The following is an 18,847-nucleotide window of genomic DNA, read 5'->3' as shown; positions in this document are numbered from 1 at the left end:
CGAGTCGCAAAACCTGATTTACGAGTCGCAAAACTTGATTTACGAGTCGCAAAACTTGATTTACGAGTCGCAAAACTTGATTTATTTGTTCCAATCAACAAATACTCAGTTTTTCAGCAATCGTAAACCACTCAGGGTAACTAACACAGTAGATCCTTCATGTCCGACTACACCGATAGGTAGGTTAATATCACCCAAGAAGTTGCCAATTAATAGTAAAAGAATAAATCCTAAAGCAATAGTAACATTCTGTTTGACTATTGCTTGCGCTCTTTTTCCTAAGCGCATTGCTACTTCGATTTTCTCTAATCTATCTGCCATCAAGACAATATCCGCAGTTTCTAATGCTACATCACTTCCTGCTGTCCCCATGGCAATACCTACAGACGCCTGAGCTAGAGCTGGTGCATCATTGATACCATCACCTACCATGGCGACTGTTTTATACTCTTGCTGTAAGCGACGAATTACATGCAGTTTGTCTTCTGGTAGTAACTCTGCATATACTCGATCTATTCCCAACTCCCGCGCTACACTTTCAGCAGTCTGTTGATTATCTCCAGTCAACATGACTATTTGCTCAATTCCCAATTTTTTCAGATGAGAAATAGTTGCTGCTGCTTGCGATCGCACTGTGTCAGCAATAGCTATAATACCTAACACTTGATGTTGCTGTGATGTTTTTTGTGCTATCCAAACAACTGTTTTCCCCTGTAACTCAAACTTGGTAGCTATCTCAATTAAGTTTTGAGGTAAATCAACAACATAGTTTTGGACAAAATTATCTTTCCCGGCGATGATTTCTTGGTTATTTACAATACCTATAATTCCTTGTCCGGGGAAAGCTTGTACTTCTGTTGCGGCTGTCCAATCTAAGTTTTTTGCTGCTTTGACAATTGCTTCACCAAGGGGATGTTCGGAACGAGATTCTATAGAAGCAGTAATATTTAGTACATATTCTTTTGTGCATTCACTTATGGAAATCACTTCACATACTTCTAAAACTCCTGTTGTTAGAGTACCTGTTTTATCAAAAGCGATCGCTCGTACTTTCCCCACCATTTCTAATTGAGAGCCATTTTTAAACAAAATTCCCTGTTTTGCACCGTTAGCAATCCCAGATAGTAGTGTTGGCATAATTGCAGCCATTAATGCACAGGGAGAAGCCACCACCAAAAAAGTCAAAGCACGATAAATCGCTGTTTCCCAGTCCCAATTCCAAAGGAATGGTGGCAAAATCAACAGCAATACTCCAGCAATCACAATTACTCGTGCATATCCTCGTTCAAATCGTTCAATAAACTGTTGAGAAGGAGGTGTTTGTGTTTGTGCTTGCTGTACTAAACGAATTACCCGTTGAATCAAACTACTTTCCGGTGGTTGATGCAGCTTTAATTTCAGCGCCCCATAGCCGTTTAGCGTACCTGCAAATACTTCATCACCGACTGTTTTTTCAACAGGTAAAGACTCGCCTGTGATTGCAGCTTGGTTGAGAGTACTGTATCCTTCCAGAATTACTGCATCTGTGGGAATTAATTCTCCTGGCTTGACGATGATTTCATCTCCTAATTGCAACTGCGCGATCGCAATTAATTCTTCTTTACCTTGACGCACAACTGTTGCTGTATCTTGTGTTAAGCTCATCAAACTCTGGATACTGCGTTCAGTTCGCCGCATAGCATAACCTTCTAGGGCGCCACTAATAGCAAAGATGAGAATCAAAATAGCCCCATCGATGATTAAGTAATACTCTCTTCGCCATAAACCTAGCCCAGCTGCACCAAGCGCCGCTACTATCATTAGCAGATCTACATCTAGTTCTTTCTCTTTGATCAGGGTTGTGAATCCCTCGCGGGCGCTTTCGTAGCCACCAATAACATAGGCGATGGGTAATAGCAACAGCGCCCATCCTAAAAAGCCAAGGTGTAAGGCGAACCATCCACAAAATAAAAACAACCCACACACGAGAGCTGCTACCGTATCTGCATGTTCTTTAGTAAGTTGATGCAACCGTTCTGGATAAAGCATGAGAGTCGAATTAGTATTGACTCTCTTACGGTAAACCTTGACATTAATGTTAATGTCAAGATTGTTTAGTTGATAAGTTTTACTTAATTAATAGCTATATGTACCACGTCTACACAATCATCTATACGAGTTTGGCATTATACCAAAATGTTGTAAAAAGCTGCACTATGTCCTGAAAACCTTTCTATAATGCCCAATGCTAGAGAAGATACCTTAGCCAAGTGCCAACACATGACCAGGATTTATTTAGACACAAGTATTTATAACCGCCCCTTTGATGACCAAACACAGCCAAAAATATTTTTAGAAACACAAGCTGTCATCTTAATTTTGCAAATGGTCGAAGCAAAATTAGTAGAATTAGTTAGTTCTTCAGTTCTAGAATATGAAAATAGCCGTAATCCTTTTTCTGTAAACCAGAAGTCAATGGAGCGATACTTACAAATAGCTACATTGAGAGTATTAGTAGATGAAAATATTAGGGGGAGAGCAAAACAACTAGAACAACAAGGAATTAAAGCCGTTGATGCTCTCCACATTGCTTGTGCCGAAGCTTCTCAAAGTGATTATTTTATCACCTGCGATAAGAGATTAATCAATCGCTGTCAAGATTTATCACTTAAAGTAATCAACCCAACTGATTTTATTTTGGAGATAGAAGATGACAATTAAAGTTATTAACGAACAGCAAAATTTACAAGAAGCAATGCAGGTTCTACTCACACATCTAGAGCCATCGAAAGTAATGAAATTTTGGGCAGCTTGTAAACTAGGCGAAGGTGATTATTTACAACTGAAAGAAAAACTGTTTGCCCAAGAAACTGTTGATAGTTTGTATGAAAAAATTAAAGACTATCAAGATTCTGTTCTTAAAGAATCGCCAAAATGATAATATAGCGTTTCCCGGTCTAGTGAGGTACAGTTGAGAGATAAGTTGTGCATTTTACTCAAATAGAAATGAAGGCATACTCGCTCGACTTACGAAAATTATCGATAGATACTTTGAGTATGTCATCACTCGACTCCTGAAACGACATTGTTATAGCTGTAGCTGTAGCTGTAGCGAGCGCATTAATTAAGCATCAAAATCAATCGGCTTTCCATTGAACCCACATTCCGCACTTCATTTTGTAGCACATATCCTAGTACTAAGAGATACAATTTCAATTAAATATAATCACATAAACTAGTGAGTAATTAATATAGACAGTATGACAAACATTACTAACTGTTTGAAATCCTCATGGTATTGATAGTAAATGCCGGAAAAAAGATGGGAGAATGAGTAAAAATTAGCCGGAATTAAGTAAAGTTACCAAAAAAATGAATTACCAAACTCTAGAGTTTGAAAGTAAAAACTTGGATCACTTAGGAATCATAGCACCAAAAAACTACAGTGAAAAATCAACTAAACAAAGACACACAATCCCCCACTTTGCGTTGGATATTTCAATGCTTTCAGGGGATTCACTTGATGATTGCACAAGGTTGGCGGAGGATTCTGAACTTAACGGATTTTCGTTGTCGAATCCTGCCATTTTTGCCTTTAGCTTGTCAAAAGTATTACTTATTATCTGAGTTTTGAACTCTCGGCTCTTCAGTATTGCTTAATCTGATGTTTCCCTAACTGATTGCAAAATCCTAATTAAATATTGTTGAATAACAAGCTTTTTTATGGTGTAAAAAAGCTGGAATTTGGATGTGGATAATTTATTTATTTTTCTGGTTACTTGATTGTTCAAATTCTCATGAGCGCATTTTCTGTTTATGTAGTTTACCCATGCTACTTATTGAAGTGCGGAATGTGGGATATAAATAAGTTCAACTAAGTTTAATGCCAATATGAGTGAAAACCGGAGACTGGACGCCTTATCGCTAGCGGCTTTGTTGGTGTCCGCCCATTACGGCTTGGGGTTTATTTTGGGAACTGCTGAACAATCATTGACTTTGGGTATAGCTGGTAGTCTTTACGCCGTCTGCATTGCTTTGGGTACCATTGCGATGATGGGACTGGCAAAGTTTTATTGGACAAAAGTCGAGCAAATCTGGACTTTGCTCGGTTCCTACTATGGGAATAAGGTAAAAATCTTTGTAGGATTGATGTCGTGGGCGTCTCTGATTGGGATCGCAGCCGTCCAGTTGATTTCTGGAGCATTCATCCTCAAGGTATTGGGAATATCGACGCTACCCACAATGTTGGGAATGGCTATTTTAGTTACAATTATTTCTTTGCTACCTGTCGAAAAAGCTAGCTGGATACTTCGAGGGCTACTGGTTCTAAATTTCTTATCTCTGCTGTATGGACTTTGGGTGTTGCACGCAATACCTGACTATGTGCGATCGCCTTTGGAGTTCACTACCTCACTTGAAGTTGTAAGTTCAACAACAAAACTGGGCATTTCGCTATCTACAATCCTCCTACTTCTCGTAGACATGAGGTATCAGCAATTTATTGTCCGAACAAAAGATGTGGCGAATGTGTATCGAGGCTGTCTGTTAGCAGCAATTTCATTGTTTTTACTCGCCTTATTACCTTCCTCTGTTGTAGTAGCAGCCCTAAAGGCAGGAATTTTGCCTGCTGGTATTGATGGTAAACAAACGCTTCCCTTTATCCTGTCATGGATTGGTGGTGGAACTGATAAGCCTTTGGGTATTATCCTGATGGCATCTCTATTGGTTCCAGCCTTGGGTGTTGGCAGCAGTACATTACAGATGCAAACCAAAACTATCTTGGATTTCCACATTCTGCCTGCGTCCAAGTATAGTCGGTTGCTGATTACAATTACAAATGCTTTGTTGAGTCTAATTGTTGCCCTCAAAGGTGGTGAGATTGTCTTTCTAATAGTAGCTTTTTATGCAGCCTATGTAGGGGCAGTGCTTGTTCCTTTTATTGCCTACCTGCTTTCTCAAACAGGATATTACACCTTCTCTAAAGTTAGTGTGAGGCTATCTTTGCTTGCAAGTAGTATCTCAAGTTTTTTAATGCTTGCTTTAACTTTTATTTACCCCAGTGCTGCACTTTTTAGTAGTGTTGAATTGAGCATTATGGGAATAGGAATTTTACTGGGAGTTTTAAGTTTGTTTCTCGGTGAGGCAATAGACAAATATTTTCCCACAGCCGATATAGAAGAAAAATTGTAATGGGTAATAGACCTCTTGCAAAAATATTTTTACCCCACCCTAACCCTAAGCGTTTACGGGGAGGGAACTAAATCTTCCCCCCGTGAACGGGGGGATTGAGGGGGGTTCATTCGACTTTTGCAAGAGGTCTAATGGGTAAACCAATTACCCATTACCCATTACCCATTAAGTAAGTCGGTGGGAATAAACATAACTGAGTTACGAAAAGTAAACATGTCTAAAAGCCTAACCAATAACCAATGACATAGACGCGCCTTCTTCGGCTTCAAGGTAGAGTATGACAAATAACGATCCCAACTAGTTAGCTTTATTTGTGCCGACTTACTTATCTACTTAGGAATCTCTTCGCGGGATTCAATCATGATTTGCATGGTTTCAACTGCTAAATCGCGTAAATCGTTGTTCAGAAAAACTACGCCATTAGAACCAAACCAGCGATCAAAGATAGTAACATTTCGTTTGTCACTATCTACGAATCCTTGCATGAACTTGTAGAGAGTATAGTTAACTGAGTCGAGGAATCTAGAATTATTTTCAGGAACCATACATGCAATACCTTCTCTAGAGTAAGGGCGATCTGGTACCACTTGAAAAGCATCTGGGTTTTTCGTTGTTCCTAACCATCCTTCTAATAGGATGCTATCTGATGCAAAAGCATCAATTTTTCCCTGTTGCAAAGCAGTATATCCTGCTGCCCGATCTTTTAATAAGACTAGTTTTGCTTGGGGTTGAACTCGCTTGAGTGCTAATTCATTGGTAGTTTGGCTCAGTACACCAACACGTTTACCGATTAAAGACTGAGGAGAACCCAAATTACTTCCCTTTTTTACTAATAATTGAGTACCAGTAGCACCATAACTCAGTGAAAAATCTACTTTTTTATCCCGTTCCCAAGTAAAACTGCTAGCATCACAAACAATATCCACTTGTCCATTTAGAATTTTCGGAATCCGTTCTCCTGGTGTCACTGTTACCAATTGCAATTGAATTTTTTTTCCCAGTTCCTTTTCTAACTGTTCTTTAATCAGATTCAACATATCTACGGAATAACCAACCAATTGTCCCTGATTACTGGTATAGGCAAAAGGAATTGCATCTTTGCTAGTACCTGCTGTTAGTACTCCTGTCCGTGCTACTTTTTCCATCACTGTTTCGGCTTTAGCAACCGCAGGTGTGAATGTTGTCAACAAGAAACTCAAGGTAGTTATCGCCGCCAGATTTTTATACATCTTCAATCTTGCAAATATTGCTTTTTGTCGGCATATTGTACAAGGATGTTCAAAAGTAGTAAAGTCAATTTATTTTCTTACTTGGCTTTGTCAACGTAGTTTTTACGGATTAAATTTCTGCTTATAAGTTTGATAAATTAACTTTGTAACAATAAACTTAATACTCCATCATCATATTTACCTTAAGATTGATATACAATATCAAAAAATATATGTTACTTTATTTTCTTAAAGTAGAGTAAGTCAGCCTAATCTAGCGAATGACAACGCTAACGCTGGAGCGGAGGAACCATATTTTGGGGCATATCTCAAATGAGAAGGACATCTCTCAGTCCTAGCCCGTCAGCTAACTTCGTAGGCATTGAGAGGAGACTGAAGAGGCACAGAGCATTATTTCAATGTTTAAACCTCATCAGCTTCCTTGGCTGGTACTGCTCAGATTTTTTGTACCTGCACTTGACTCTGTTGAGGTTGCATCTATGATCTTTCAATTAAATTTGGCTGCAATATTTGCAGTTGCTAGCCAAACTGATGGAAAAAAGGCAAAACCTTTTGTTCTCAAGGATGTAATCTTGTATCCTGTTGTCGGATTTTTGTGAATTATCCTGTTGTGGTGGGTGATTGCATTGGCTAACTACGAATTGATGCCAACATCGCCAGAAGTATTCGTTGCTAATTTGGACTTAAATTTCCTAGCTCAGAATTTTACTACTGATGAATACTTATTTGTTAGTAGATAGAAAATAGTAGATAAGTAAGTCGGCGAAAATAAGCATCACTATGTTAAGAAATCTAAAATCGCTGAAACCCTTACCAATGACAAATGACGATCCTCATGAGTTAGCTTTATTTATGCCGACCTACTTAGTACTTTGTTGACTGTTATTTGTTGTTTAGAATAAGTAAATTTTACCAACTAACAAGTAACTAACAACAATAAAGTACCAACTAGTAACATCCAATTTTGATTGCAAAGAAGTGAATGCTGTGAATATCAAACCCATGTTAGTGCGTTTGCAAGACGCGATCAATAGAGATGACTTAATTGAGCAAATGTTATTGCACTGTAACTCAATAACATCTTTCTCAGAACATCCTGAATCCACAAAATCAATCAATTTTATAGTTGGCTATAATAGTTCTCCTAATAGCCACACCGCGTTAGATATTAGCTTGTTGATTGCTCATCAAACACGTTTAGCGACAAAATTACATGTTCTAGTTCAAGCTGTTTACGTGTTAGAAGAATACCAAACAAATGATTTTTTTTATATTTTGCCAGCACAGGAATTTCAAACAAGTCAATCATTTGAGCAGTTTCCAAATTATTGCCCAATTAGTTTACCATCAAAAAATGTTCAAACTCCTGTCTTAACTCAAACAAATAAATTTGCACAAGCAGAAAGAATATTATGGCAAGCACGTTGTCTTGCTGAAGAATGGCAGAGTTATTTTAAAGCTCATTTGCGGTTTGGCTGCGTAGCTGATGAACTAAATAAAGTAGTTGCATCAGAAGCAGCAACTATATTATTTTTAGGCTGTAAATCAGCCAAACATCCAATTGTGCAAAAACTTGGTTCTAATTTTCCTTGTCCGGTACTGGGTATACCCACTTGTATTGACGAAGAATGAAAATTATAAGCTTGTAATAAGTGTTAATTAATAAGCAAATACTACGCCTCTGCTGCACTCTCTACAAGCTTATACAATTAGTATTTTTGATTTTTTATTGGGATACTTTATCCTAGCTTCACAGTTCAAATAAATCAAACAGTCTGCTTGAGCAAGACTTTAGTTATGAGACTGCGATTTAAATCGTAGGCGAGTTTTTTATAACATTTGGGATGCTCCCAACTCAAAAAGTACTAATAAAACATCAAATAGAATAAACAACTGATAACTGAAATTAGCTTAATTTGTGCCGACATACTTAATCCAGGAGTAATCTGTGGAAAGCTGGCAAGAGATTTTGAGTATTTTTACTTTTATTACTGTCATTTTTTTGATCATGACAGAGTGGATTCATCTAACAATTGCAGCATTGTTAGGTGCTTTGTTATTAGTATTTACCAATGTCATGACTTTACAAGAAGCTATTGGCTATATAGGCAAAAGTCACGGCACACTTGGTTTATTTTTTGGTGTGATGGTATTGGTTCGCGCATTTGAACCGACAAAAATATTTGAGTATTTAGCAACTCAAATGGTGCTATTAGCAAAAGGAGAAGGTAAACGTCTGTTACTAGGTATTGTGGCGATTACTACTCCTATTTGTGCCGTTTTACCAAATGCTACAACAGTGATGCTATTAGCTCCATTAATTCCGCCAATGGCTCAAGAAGTTGGAGTCAATTTTGTACCATTATTAATTCTAATGGTGTTCATTGCTAATAGTTCTGGATTGCTCACGATAGTAGGTGATCCGGCAACATTTATTGTAGGTGAAGCTATCAATCTTAGCTTTACAGATTATCTATGGCGCTTGAGTTTGGGTGGAGCGATCGCTGTTATGACTGCGATCGCTATCTTGCCATTTTTATTTCGCAAAATTTGGCATAAAAAACTAGAAAATTTAGAACAATTACCACTTCCTCAAATTAATCATCCACGTGTTTTATCGTTGGGAGCATTAATTGTAGCTCTTGTATTAGTGTTTTTTGTGATCGGAGAATCTCTTCCAGTACCGATTTCACCAGCTGCTGTCGCTTTACTCGGAGCAGCTTTAGCAATGCTTTTGTCACATCAAAGCAAAATAGATTCTGTTAATAATATTTTGCGGGATGTTGATTGGAGTACATTGATATTTTTTATGAGTATATTTGTGCTAATTGGAGGACTCGAAAAAACTGGCGTGATTAACGGTTTATCAGCAGTATTAGCAATTATTTTGGGAAAAAATATTCTCTTAGGTTCACTGAGCTTAATATTTTTAATTGGGCTATTGTCTAGCGTAGTTCCTAATATTCCCTTAGTGGTAGCAATGGTTCCTTTACTCAAACAATACCTTGTCAATGTTGGATTAGCGCCAGCAGAAGTTCTCGCACCAGACTTTCAAGGACAGCTTCCACCAGAAGTCTTACCACTCTTTTATGCAATGATGTTTGGTGCTACTTTGGGAGGCAATGGAACTTTAGTCGGTGCATCGTCTAACATCGTAGCAGCCGGGATTTCTGAACAACATGGACGCCGTATTTCCTTCAAAACTTTTCTGCACTACGGAATTCCTGTTATGCTATTGCAACTATGTACCGCATCAGTGTATGTGCTGGTTCGCTTTTTACTCTAGTACTCCTAGAACTATACTGCTTCACAGAACCCACAGGGCTTCTAAACTCCCAGTTTATTCACGTGACTATATTCCTTTTTGTTTTTCTTTATTGAGAAACCATATTACGTTAATATATATTTCCAGCTTTTAGAAATACAATATATTGCTTGATCCGAGGATGCTACTCTAGAAAGTAATACTTTAACAAGGTTAAGGCAAGAATAATAAATTGTCTTAACATATAACAAACTAGAAGCTAAACTAACTTACAACCTAGCAAGGATTAAAAATATGAGTTCGATGGAAGGAGAAAAATTTAATCATAATTTTGCAGACTCAACCCCAGGTGGTTTAGTTCCAAGCATAAATCAGTCTGCAATAAGTAATAGCTTTGGCGACATTAACAGTTTAGATAAAGTCAGAGATATTCTTTTTGGTGGTCAGATGCGAGAACTCGAAAAAAAGTTTACGCGTCTAGAAGACCGTTTAATCAAAGAATGTGCTAGCTTACGAGATGAAACCAAAAAACGTTTAGACTATTTAGAAAATTATATAAAAAATGAAATTGAAGCTGTAAATGATCAGCTAAAAAGCGAACAATTCAAACGAGAGGAAGCCATCACAACACTCAGCGAAGAGCAAAAAGGAATCAATATTTCTATAGAAAGAAAACTCTCTCAATTTGATGAACAAGCAGCGACAAAAACACGTGAATTACGTGAACAACTTCTTAATCAATCTCAAACCCTACAGGATGACATTCGTCAAAAATACGAAGAGATTTTAGCGCTACTCCAACAAGAATCTCAAGAAATACGTGCAGAAAAAACAGATCGTTCCACTCTTGCAGCGATGTTTACAGAATTAGCCATACGGCTGAATTCTCGACAGTAGAGATGAAGGGACAAGAAAGACAAGAAAGACATGGGGGACAAAGTAGAGAACACAAAGCTAAAAAACCACTAATCACTAACTAGTCTCTACTTTCTAGTTGCTAACCTCAATTTCCAATAAATTTCTCACAAAGATGCAACTCAACATAGATCGTGAGTTGGATAATTTTGGCAATGAATGAATATTACCCTGATGAATTAACGTACAAATCACCCGAAGTTTCTAATGATGAGAATCCTCATGAAACATTACCTATAAACAACAATCGTGGAGAAGCTACTAATGAACTCAGTGAACTCCGCAGTTTACTATTAGGGGTAGAAACTGCACAACTTGATAAACTATACGAGCGATTAGAAAATCCTCAAATTCAAGCAGAAGATATTAGTCGTTTGCTTCCAGAAGCTGTAATTTTGGGAACACTGCAAGATGAAAAATTAGCCGAAGCAATGGTTCCCACAGTCGAAAAAGCAATTCAATCTTCTGTTAAGCAAGATTTGAATGTTCTTTCGGAAGCATTTTTTCCCATAATTGGCCCTGCTACTCGTAAGGCGATTAGCACAGTTCTAGGTGAAATGATTCAATCTTTAAATCAAACACTAGAACACAGTATGTCACCACAAAGTTTTAAGTGGAGACTAGAAGCACGACAGACGGGGAAGACTTTTGCTGAAGTTGTTCTACTACGCACCCTGATTTATCGAGTAGAAGAAGTATTTTTAATTCACAAAGAAACTGGATTATTGCTGCAACATATTTTAGCGCCACAAGTAGCTGCTCAAGATCCTGATTTAGTTTCAGCGATGTTGACGGCGATTCAAGATTTTGTCAAAGACTCTTTCAATGTCAAAAAAGATGAAGCTTTACAAAGTTTGCAGTTTGGGGAACTCACCATATGGATTGAGGAAGGACCACAAGCAGTATTAGCAGGTATAATTCGAGGAAATGCTCCTCAAGAACTACGATTAGTTTTTCAAAACGCAATAGAAAAGATTCACCTAAAATTGCATAGAGAACTTCATGATTTTACAGGTGAAACAAAACTATTTAGTATTAGTAAAGCTTATCTAGAGGAATGTTTAGAAGCAAGGTACAAAGTTCCATCCAAGAAAAAATATATCTATGCATGGAGTTTCTTTAGTGCGATCGCGATCGCACTAGGAATGTGGAGCTTTTTTAGCTTTAGAGAACAATTACGTTGGAATGCATATCTAGAAAAACTCAACTCTCAGCCTGGGATTGTTGTGATTCAAGCCAAGAAGGGATATGCAAAAAATTTTATTTCTGGAATGCGCGATCCCTTAGCTACAGATCCGTATTTACTAATGAAACAAGCGAACATTAATTCTAAGACAGTTATCAGTCAATGGCAACCTTATGTATCTCTTGAACCGCAAATAATAGCAAAAAGGGCCGCAGAATTACTGCAAGCTCCCAAAACTGTATCATTCAGAGTTGATCAAAATGGTATTCTTTATGCTACGGGAAATGCACCACGTGAATGGATTTTAGAAGCAAAAAAATCTTGGCGTTTGATTCCTGGTATCACTCAATACATTGATAAAAATTTACTTGAATTAGAACTACAAGAATTGCAATTATATAAACAAAAAATTGAGCAGTATCAACTCTTTTTTCTTGAGGGAAGTACTGAATTGTTACCAGGTGAAAGTAATAAATTATCAAATATAGTATCCGCAATTAAAAAATTATTCAGTGTAGCCAAGTCTTTAGGTAAAGATGTGCGTTTTGAAATCATAGGACACACAAATATCACTGGAACAGAGCAAAGAAATATAATACTCAGTCAAGCCCGTGCTAGTAAGATTATCGCTTACTTAAATTCCCAAGGTATCAATACAAGTAATTTTAGCACCGTGGGTGTAGGGTCAAGTCAATCTTCAAGCACAGGAATTACAGAACAAAACCAACAAATTAATCGTAGGGTATCTTTTAAGGTATTCTTAATTGATGCCCGTAACTAAAGGATACTTATGCTGCAAAAAAAAATTTGTATGGTAGGTGCATTTGCGACTGGTAAAACTAGTTTAGTAGGAAGGTTTGTTCACAGTATTTTCTCTGAGAAGTATCAAACAACAGTCGGTGTAAAAATTGATAAAAAAACAGTCAATCTTCAAGGACAAGATCTAAATTTTATTCTTTGGGATTTATATGGAGAAGATGAGTTTCAAAAAGTACGGATGTCATACTTACGTGGAGCATCAGGATATTTATTAGTGGTAGATGGAACGAGAAAGAATACTCTGGAAAAAGCTTTCAACTTACAAATTAAAGTCGAAAATACTATTGGAATAGTACCATTTATACTTATACTGAATAAGTGGGATTTAATAGAAGAATGGGAAATTAGTGATGCCGAAATTAACGAAGTTGTGCAAAGGGGTTGGATTGTCATTAAAACGAGTGCGAAGACAGGTTTGGGTGTCGAAGAATCTTTCCAAATCCTTGCTAATAAAATTTTAGAAATATAGGTAATTAGTTAAACTAAGATATAGTTAATTAACAAAAAAATAAATAAACATCTATAATTTATTAACGTCCATTTTTAAGCAATTATAAAATTAATAATATTTAATCACAAATACATTTAACAAAATTGTGCATATCATGAGCGACTCTATTACAGCAGATATTTTTGCTGCTTTAGATACTCTAGTTTTGGAGAGATTAAACTTTGGCCGCTTTAGAATTACTGGAACTCCACCAGGCTGGTTACAAAGATTTTGTGTTCATCAAGTTAAATCTGGAATGCAAATACTTATCCCAGAAGAAGAGTTTCCCTTTTTAGAAAATTTCCTGATAGATGCTGAAGAGCTATGGAACAAAAATGACAAAAATCAATTAAAATCAGGTATCTGGTATCAATTAGATTTATCTGGCAAAGAAGATCATTTTGAAGCCACAGCAATTTGCGTGAAAAGTAATAAAATATTATTAATCAAATTATTAGAGGAAGAATATGAAGAAAAAATAAACCTAATTCAAAAAGCTAGAGAGAATCAACTCAATTACCAGTACATCATGAAAGAAAACCAAAAAAAAGATATTTTGGTTCACTGTATTATACATGATATCGCTGGACACATAAGTGGAATTAATTGCTGTTTGATGCTGTTAGAAACTGAAAATTTAACACCAAAAGCTAGAGAGTATTTAGAAATTGGAAAAAAACAAACACTTCAGGAAGAAATCTTAATTAGAGATATTTTATATGCATTTTCTGCCGAAGTAAATTCTCTAGAATCTTTTACTGTAGATGCCGATCTAGCTCCAAATATTTTAACTTCTGCACAAGAAGTTATCCAACTTTTATCACCCACTTTTTTACTGAATAAAGTAAACTTACAACTTGCGAATAATGTTGATATAACAGCAGATTGGAGGGTTGTAGGTGATAAATCACGTTTGAATAGGATTATTGCAAATTTGATGGAAAATGCTTTTCGCTATAGTCCAATGAACTCCGCAGTTACAATTAGTTTACAGCAAGAAGAAAATAGTATTTTTGTGACTATAGATGATCAAGGTGCTGGTATCCCAGCAGAAAAAACTAAAAATCTTTTTAATAAGTTTTCCCAAGTTGGAAAATCAGGTAAAGTTGGACTGGGACTATACTTTTGCAGAATTACAGTAGAACGTTGGGGTGGGGAAATTGGCTATATTCCTCTTGAGCAAGGAGGTTCCCAGTTTTGGTTTAGGCTATTAAAACCGAAACCAAATAATCAGGAGTAAGGATGCGTTAGTAATACCGTAATGCACCAATCTCTAGAAAAAATGGCATTTTACAGATATTAATAACACATCCTAATATAGCAATCCTAAATGAATTGTGAAAATTGAGAGAATTAGCTCCCCGATTTCTTAAAGAAGTCGGGGAGCTATAGCTTTAACTTTTTACTAACCTATGAAGTGTAAAACATCACGCAACACGCTATAACCAGCTAAATCCCAAAGCAAATAAGCAAGAAAACCAATCATTGCTAAACGGCCATTCCATAGTTCCGCTTGGGGATTTAGACCAAAGATAAAAGCGTTACGATCAACGCCATTGTAAGCATTAGCTACTGTTGGTAAATCTGTAGAAGGACGTTTTTCACGAGTTTCCATTTTTTTGTCTCCTTTAAAACCAATATTGTTCAATAAAAGTGCATCACATCATTGCATCGTTACATATTGTTGACATTAATAACCAACGATATGTAAAACATCACGCAACACACTATAACCAGCTAAATCCCAAATCAAATAAGCAAGAAAACCAATCATTGCCAAACGGCCATTCCATAATTCTGCTTGGGGATTTAAGCCAAATAAAAAAGCATTACGATCTTTGCCGTTATATGCTGGAGCAACTGGTGATAAATCTGTTGAAGGACGAGTTTCCATTTTTGTCTCCAAAATTATTCTATGATTGCTTAATTTTGTTGGTTATTAGCTATTAGTAATTGATAATTTTTAAAGCTGAATAACTAATAACTAATTTGTGTTTTCCAACTGTTTGTTACATATGTTTACTTTAGCTAGGAATTATTAGCTTGCTGTATTCCTATGGTTACAAACTCTAAGCATTCCTAATGGACGATTATTCAATCTGTTTTTGAATGCGAAAATACACCCTAAGAGGGTGAAAATTTTTTATATCTAAACAAATATTAAACTTAACGAGACTTTAAGTGATAACACTGATAGAATCTCAATAATTGCAAGTTGAAATATTAGTGATAAAAACTTATATCTAACGCAGTAGATAGTATCAGACCTGGGGCGGATGCTGTAATAGCCTAAATTCCACGATTCTGAGCTAAGGAATTGTGTATGGCGAATGATATAGATGTAAAAGTAATTAGCAAATTTTTATACCACATAGCTAAAACATAGAGGAAAAAAATAGAATGTTTCAGAGTACGGTAACAACGCTGGAACTCTACCAGTCTTTATTTTGGATAGCGCAGGTGACAGTGGAGCCACAAGGAATCTCACCAGCACAAGCATCGGTTGCTATTTCAGGTCCACGTTTTTTTACTGCTTTAATTTCCGGCGTAATCCTAGCTTTTGCGTTTCAGTTAGTATTAACTAACCTTTCAGTTGCAGCAGGTATTTCCTATTTAGGACGTCCATCTGATTCAAATTCAGATCATGAGGAAGTCGGCAGTTTTGGGGGAACTATCCGCAAAATTGGTACAGCAGTTGGAATTTGGACTTTAATTACAGTCACGATCGCCCTAGCGATCGCTTGCTTTTTGGCTGTCAAAATGAGTCTGGTGATTTTTAGTCCAGGACTAGGCGCAACTCTCGGTTTAGTAATTTGGGGCGCATACTTCTTATTGCTAGTCTGGGTGAGTTCGACCACAGTCGGTTCTTTAATTGGTAATGTAGTTAACACTGCAACTTCCGGCTTTCAAGCAATAATGGGAACAGCCACCGCCGCCTTGGGTGCAAAGGCTATAAACCAGCAGGTAGTAGCCACCACCGAAGCCGCCGCAGCAGCTGTTCGCCGGGAATTGGGTAGTGCGATCGACCCTACCAGTGTCCGCGAAAAAGTCGAAGATTATCTAGAAATGGTACGTCCACCGGAACTAGACTTAACCAAGATTCGCGGTGATTTTGAAAGATTGTTGGGTGATCCGCAAGTCAGAGAAATAGCTACTTCAGGCGATATTCGCAATATTGATCGCCAAAAATTTATCGATTTAGTCAGCAGTCGCACCGACCTATCGAAGCGTGATGCTAACCGGATCGCCGATACCTTGTACAGTGTTTGGCAACAAGTAGTAAGTCAAACTCCCTCCCAAGATAAAATGGCTGAGTTGGTTGATTATCTTAAATCACTCCAGCCAGGACAAGCGAACACAGACGAACTTAATCGCAAACTCGATCAGCTAATGGCGGAAATGCGTTCTGCGAAAGAAGCAGATCAAAAAGCAGCCCAAGAAGCGACCCCTGGACCGATTCAGCGAACATTACAACAGGGAATAACAGCTTTGAGTGGGATTGTATTGGGACGGACTGATCTGTCAGATTTAGATGTCGAAAAAATCTTGGGTGCTTTAACTACAGCCAAAGATAAAGTTGGTGAAAAAGCAGATCAATTAGGACTACCGACACCAAAGCAACCTTACAGTCCGATTCGTGCGGATGTAGAAAACTACCTGTTGAATACTTATGTTTGGCAGTTAAGTCAAGAGAGAATAGCCCAGGATTTTCGTGATGTGATTTACGATCCTGCTGCTGATCCTGGAACAGTGCGCCGGGAATTAGAAAAACTGTCTCGCAGCGATTTTGCTAATATCCTGCAACAGCGTGGTCTTTTAACTCAGGCAGAAATTCAACGTATTGTCTCTCAGTTAGAAGCTGTTCGGCAAAATGTCTTGGTGACAGTCACTGCTGAAGAAGAAAGAGAAATTTTACAGGACTTGCAACGCCGAGTTGAAACTTATTTACTCGTCACTCCCAAATCAGAATTAACTCTAGAGGGAATTGAGCAGAACTTTAAACCCCTGTTGCAAGACTCCGACGCAGATTATGAAACTCTGTCTCGCCGTTTAGCATTGTTAGATCGTCAAGAAATGCGAGAAACACTGCTAGAACGGAATGATATTTATCCAGAAGAAGCAGAGACAATTCTCAATGAACTGGAAAAACAGCGCGATCGCGTCCTGATTGAATCCAAAGGACTAGCAGATCAAGCCAAATATCAAGCCGAAACGCTGTGGCTAAATTTAGAGTCATATCTACGTAATACTGGCAAAGAAGAACTAAATCCCAACGCAATTAGAGCCGAGTTAACAAGACTGCTGCAAGATCCACAAGCTGGAGTTGCAGCGCTGCGGGCGCGTCTGTCTCGTTTTGATCGGGATACTTTAGTCAAATTGCTGAGTCAACGCCAAGACTTAAGCGAAGACCAAGCTAATCAAATTATTGGCACAGTTGAAGATTCTTGGCATAGCGTTCGCCACGCACCGCAAGCTGTAGCTGATAGAGCGAAACAACAATACGACTCAGTTACAACTACCATCGCCGATTATCTGCGGAACACTGGCAAAAATGAACTCAACCCCGAAGGTATTCAACGGGATTTGAATCGGCTGTTGCAAGATCCTAGAGAAGGAGCGATCGCTCTGCGTCGCCGCTTGTCTCAGGTAGACAGAGATACTTTAGTAAAATTACTGAGTCAGCGTCAAGATTTATCCGAAGAACAAGTTAATCAAGTCATTGATTCTGTTCAAGACACGATTCGCAATGTCATCCGCTCACCTCGTCGTTTAGCGGCTCGAACACAACAAAGAGTCGAAACATTCCAAGCTTATTTGGAAGAATATTTGCGCCGCAGTGGCAAAGAGGAACTCAACCCAGAAGGTATTAAACGCGACTTGTATTTGTTATTGCATGATCCGCGTGTAGGTATGGACAGTTTGAGCGATCGCCTAGCTCAATTTGACCGCTCTACAATTGTCACATTGCTGAAACTGCGCGAAGACTTAAGTGACGAAGAAGCCGCGCGGATTGCTGATACTATATTCTCTGTACGGGATTCCTTTGTAGAGCAAGTACGAGCAATTCAACGACGCATTCAAGACACCATTGACTCAATTTTTGCTCGCATCCGTAGTTATCTTAACTCTCTAGAACGTCCCGAATTGAATTATGATGGTATTAAGCGCGATGTTCGTACATTATTTGATGATCCCCAAGCTGGGTTTGATGCTTTACGCGATCGCCTGTCTTCTTTCAATCGCGAAACCTTGGTAGCAGTCATGAGTTCTCGTGAGGATATCTCAGAAGAAGATGCAAATCGGATCATCGACCAAGTCGAACGAGCGCGTCATACTGTTTTACAACGAGCAGAACGGCTGCAACAAGAAGCACAGCGACGCTTAGAAGAAGTGAAGCACCAAGCCCAAAAGCAAGCCGAAGAAACCCGCAAAGCAGCCGCATCAGCAGCCTGGTGGTTATTCGCTACAGCCTTAGTATCGGCTATATTCTCTGCAATTTCCGGAGCAGTAGCAGCGATCGCAGTTTGGTAGATTCACAAAAGTAATTACAAGTTTACAAGTTGTCTCCGCTAAACCTACTGTAGCCTCTCAAGATTGAGAGGCTTTTTTAATTTTTCCAAGTAGTATTTGGATGCTTATGTATCGATCCTATAGGAATCCTATAGATACTAAATTTATTTATGGGGATTATCTTTTACTTTTTACTTCTTACTTCTTAAAAACCCACATTCCGCACTTCAAATTGAAGTACAAAGAGATTACATCATGAGAAA

The 18,847-nt window shown here is 37.9% G+C and carries 14 protein-coding genes, 2 pseudogenes and 1 riboswitch; of the genes and pseudogenes, 12 read left to right on the top strand and 4 right to left on the bottom strand.

The genetic code is table 11. The features are described from left to right. Positions 1-105: 105 nt before the first annotated feature. Complete coding sequence (locus tag AC5JMK_RS02480; RefSeq protein ID WP_495909307.1) at positions 106-2,028, bottom strand: heavy metal translocating P-type ATPase; 1,923 nt, start codon at positions 2,026-2,028, stop codon at positions 106-108. Between the two features lie 189 nt (positions 2,029-2,217). Here AC5JMK_RS02480 and AC5JMK_RS02475 point away from each other — a divergent pair, with 189 nt between their 5' ends. The 4 genes and pseudogenes from AC5JMK_RS02475 (at position 2,218) to AC5JMK_RS02460 (ending at position 5,169) form a co-directional block, all read left to right on the top strand. Then, on the top strand, positions 2,218-2,700 hold the full coding sequence (locus AC5JMK_RS02475) for a PIN domain-containing protein (protein WP_495909306.1): 483 nt from the start codon (positions 2,218-2,220) through the stop codon (positions 2,698-2,700). Then, positions 2,690-2,917, top strand: a complete 228-nt coding sequence (locus AC5JMK_RS02470; RefSeq protein WP_096675734.1) for a hypothetical protein — start codon at positions 2,690-2,692, stop codon at positions 2,915-2,917. Before AC5JMK_RS02475 ends, AC5JMK_RS02470 begins: the two co-directional genes overlap by 11 nt. A 495-nt stretch (positions 2,918-3,412) precedes the next feature. Beyond that, positions 3,413-3,613: pseudogene (locus tag AC5JMK_RS02465) on the top strand (IS1634 family transposase); the annotation flags it as partial. A 257-nt stretch (positions 3,614-3,870) separates the two neighbouring features. Continuing rightward, entirely contained in the window at positions 3,871-5,169 is a 1,299-nt protein-coding gene (locus tag AC5JMK_RS02460; RefSeq protein ID WP_495909305.1) for an SLC5/6 family protein, read from the top strand. 329 nt (positions 5,170-5,498) lie between these two features. Here AC5JMK_RS02460 and AC5JMK_RS02455 read toward each other — a convergent pair whose 3' ends face one another. After that, positions 5,499-6,398, bottom strand: a complete 900-nt coding sequence (locus AC5JMK_RS02455; RefSeq protein ID WP_096675737.1) for an amino acid ABC transporter substrate-binding protein — start codon at positions 6,396-6,398, stop codon at positions 5,499-5,501. 235 nt (positions 6,399-6,633) lie between these two features. Next, positions 6,634-6,774: riboswitch (cyclic di-AMP (ydaO/yuaA leader) on the top strand. Between the two features lie 103 nt (positions 6,775-6,877). Between AC5JMK_RS02455 and AC5JMK_RS02450 the strand changes: the two are divergent. The 7 genes and pseudogenes from AC5JMK_RS02450 to AC5JMK_RS02420 all read left to right on the top strand — a co-directional run. After that, positions 6,878-7,081, top strand: a pseudogene (locus AC5JMK_RS02450) (nitrate ABC transporter permease); the annotation flags it as partial. A 319-nt stretch (positions 7,082-7,400) separates the two neighbouring features. Beyond that, complete coding sequence (locus tag AC5JMK_RS02445; RefSeq protein ID WP_495909309.1) at positions 7,401-8,030, top strand: universal stress protein; 630 nt, start codon at positions 7,401-7,403, stop codon at positions 8,028-8,030. 316 nt (positions 8,031-8,346) lie between these two features. Further along, on the top strand, positions 8,347-9,684 hold the full coding sequence (locus tag AC5JMK_RS02440) for an SLC13 family permease (RefSeq protein WP_096675739.1): 1,338 nt from the start codon (positions 8,347-8,349) through the stop codon (positions 9,682-9,684). A gap of 273 nt (positions 9,685-9,957) precedes the next feature. Further along, the gene (locus AC5JMK_RS02435) at positions 9,958-10,560 is read left to right on the top strand and encodes a hypothetical protein (RefSeq protein ID WP_096675740.1); all 603 of its coding nucleotides are present in this window, start codon (positions 9,958-9,960) and stop codon (positions 10,558-10,560) included. Between the two features lie 173 nt (positions 10,561-10,733). Beyond that, complete coding sequence (locus AC5JMK_RS02430) at positions 10,734-12,545, top strand: OmpA family protein (protein WP_495909308.1); 1,812 nt, start codon at positions 10,734-10,736, stop codon at positions 12,543-12,545. A gap of 9 nt (positions 12,546-12,554) precedes the next feature. Then, complete coding sequence (locus AC5JMK_RS02425) at positions 12,555-13,052, top strand: Rab family GTPase (protein WP_495909304.1); 498 nt, start codon at positions 12,555-12,557, stop codon at positions 13,050-13,052. Between the two features lie 136 nt (positions 13,053-13,188). Next, positions 13,189-14,313 carry a sensor histidine kinase gene (locus AC5JMK_RS02420; RefSeq protein ID WP_495909303.1) on the top strand — a complete coding sequence of 375 codons (1,125 nt, stop codon included), beginning with the start codon at positions 13,189-13,191 and terminating at the stop codon, positions 14,311-14,313. Between the two features lie 165 nt (positions 14,314-14,478). Here AC5JMK_RS02420 and AC5JMK_RS02415 read toward each other — a convergent pair whose 3' ends face one another. Together AC5JMK_RS02415 and AC5JMK_RS02410 are read right to left on the bottom strand one after the other, a co-directional pair. Then, positions 14,479-14,688: a chlorophyll a/b-binding protein gene (locus AC5JMK_RS02415; protein WP_096675743.1), complete on the bottom strand. Its 210-nt coding sequence runs from the start codon at positions 14,686-14,688 to the stop codon at positions 14,479-14,481. Between the two features lie 75 nt (positions 14,689-14,763). After that, positions 14,764-14,967, bottom strand: a complete 204-nt coding sequence (locus AC5JMK_RS02410) for a high light inducible protein (protein WP_495909302.1) — start codon at positions 14,965-14,967, stop codon at positions 14,764-14,766. 506 nt (positions 14,968-15,473) lie between these two features. Here AC5JMK_RS02410 and AC5JMK_RS02405 point away from each other — a divergent pair. Continuing rightward, a complete protein-coding gene (locus tag AC5JMK_RS02405; protein WP_495909301.1) occupies positions 15,474-18,605 on the top strand; it encodes an MFS transporter in 3,132 nt (1,043 codons plus the stop codon). Positions 18,606-18,847 lie beyond the last annotated feature (242 nt).

It is taken from the genome of Pelatocladus sp., assembly GCF_059505505.1.
Note: the sequence above shows the minus strand (reverse complement) of the source record. Positions and strands in the feature narration are given on the sequence as shown.

Excerpts from the sequence above, each read along its gene's own strand:
- AC5JMK_RS02480 (WP_495909307.1), bottom strand. The coding sequence starts at position 2,028 with ATGCTTTATCCAGAACGGTTGCATCAACTTACTAAAGAACATGCAGAT.
- AC5JMK_RS02475 (WP_495909306.1), top strand. The coding sequence starts at position 2,218 with ATGCCCAATGCTAGAGAAGATACCTTAGCCAAGTGCCAACACATGACC.
- AC5JMK_RS02470 (WP_096675734.1), top strand. The coding sequence starts at position 2,690 with ATGACAATTAAAGTTATTAACGAACAGCAAAATTTACAAGAAGCAATG.
- AC5JMK_RS02460 (WP_495909305.1), top strand. The coding sequence starts at position 3,871 with ATGAGTGAAAACCGGAGACTGGACGCCTTATCGCTAGCGGCTTTGTTG.
- AC5JMK_RS02455 (WP_096675737.1), bottom strand. The coding sequence starts at position 6,398 with ATGTATAAAAATCTGGCGGCGATAACTACCTTGAGTTTCTTGTTGACA.
- AC5JMK_RS02445 (WP_495909309.1), top strand. The coding sequence starts at position 7,401 with ATGTTAGTGCGTTTGCAAGACGCGATCAATAGAGATGACTTAATTGAG.
- AC5JMK_RS02435 (WP_096675740.1), top strand. The coding sequence starts at position 9,958 with ATGAGTTCGATGGAAGGAGAAAAATTTAATCATAATTTTGCAGACTCA.
- AC5JMK_RS02430 (WP_495909308.1), top strand. The coding sequence starts at position 10,734 with ATGAATGAATATTACCCTGATGAATTAACGTACAAATCACCCGAAGTT.
- AC5JMK_RS02425 (WP_495909304.1), top strand. The coding sequence starts at position 12,555 with ATGCTGCAAAAAAAAATTTGTATGGTAGGTGCATTTGCGACTGGTAAA.
- AC5JMK_RS02420 (WP_495909303.1), top strand. The coding sequence starts at position 13,189 with ATGAGCGACTCTATTACAGCAGATATTTTTGCTGCTTTAGATACTCTA.
- AC5JMK_RS02415 (WP_096675743.1), bottom strand. The coding sequence starts at position 14,688 with ATGGAAACTCGTGAAAAACGTCCTTCTACAGATTTACCAACAGTAGCT.
- AC5JMK_RS02410 (WP_495909302.1), bottom strand. The coding sequence starts at position 14,967 with ATGGAAACTCGTCCTTCAACAGATTTATCACCAGTTGCTCCAGCATAT.
- AC5JMK_RS02405 (WP_495909301.1), top strand. The coding sequence starts at position 15,474 with ATGTTTCAGAGTACGGTAACAACGCTGGAACTCTACCAGTCTTTATTT.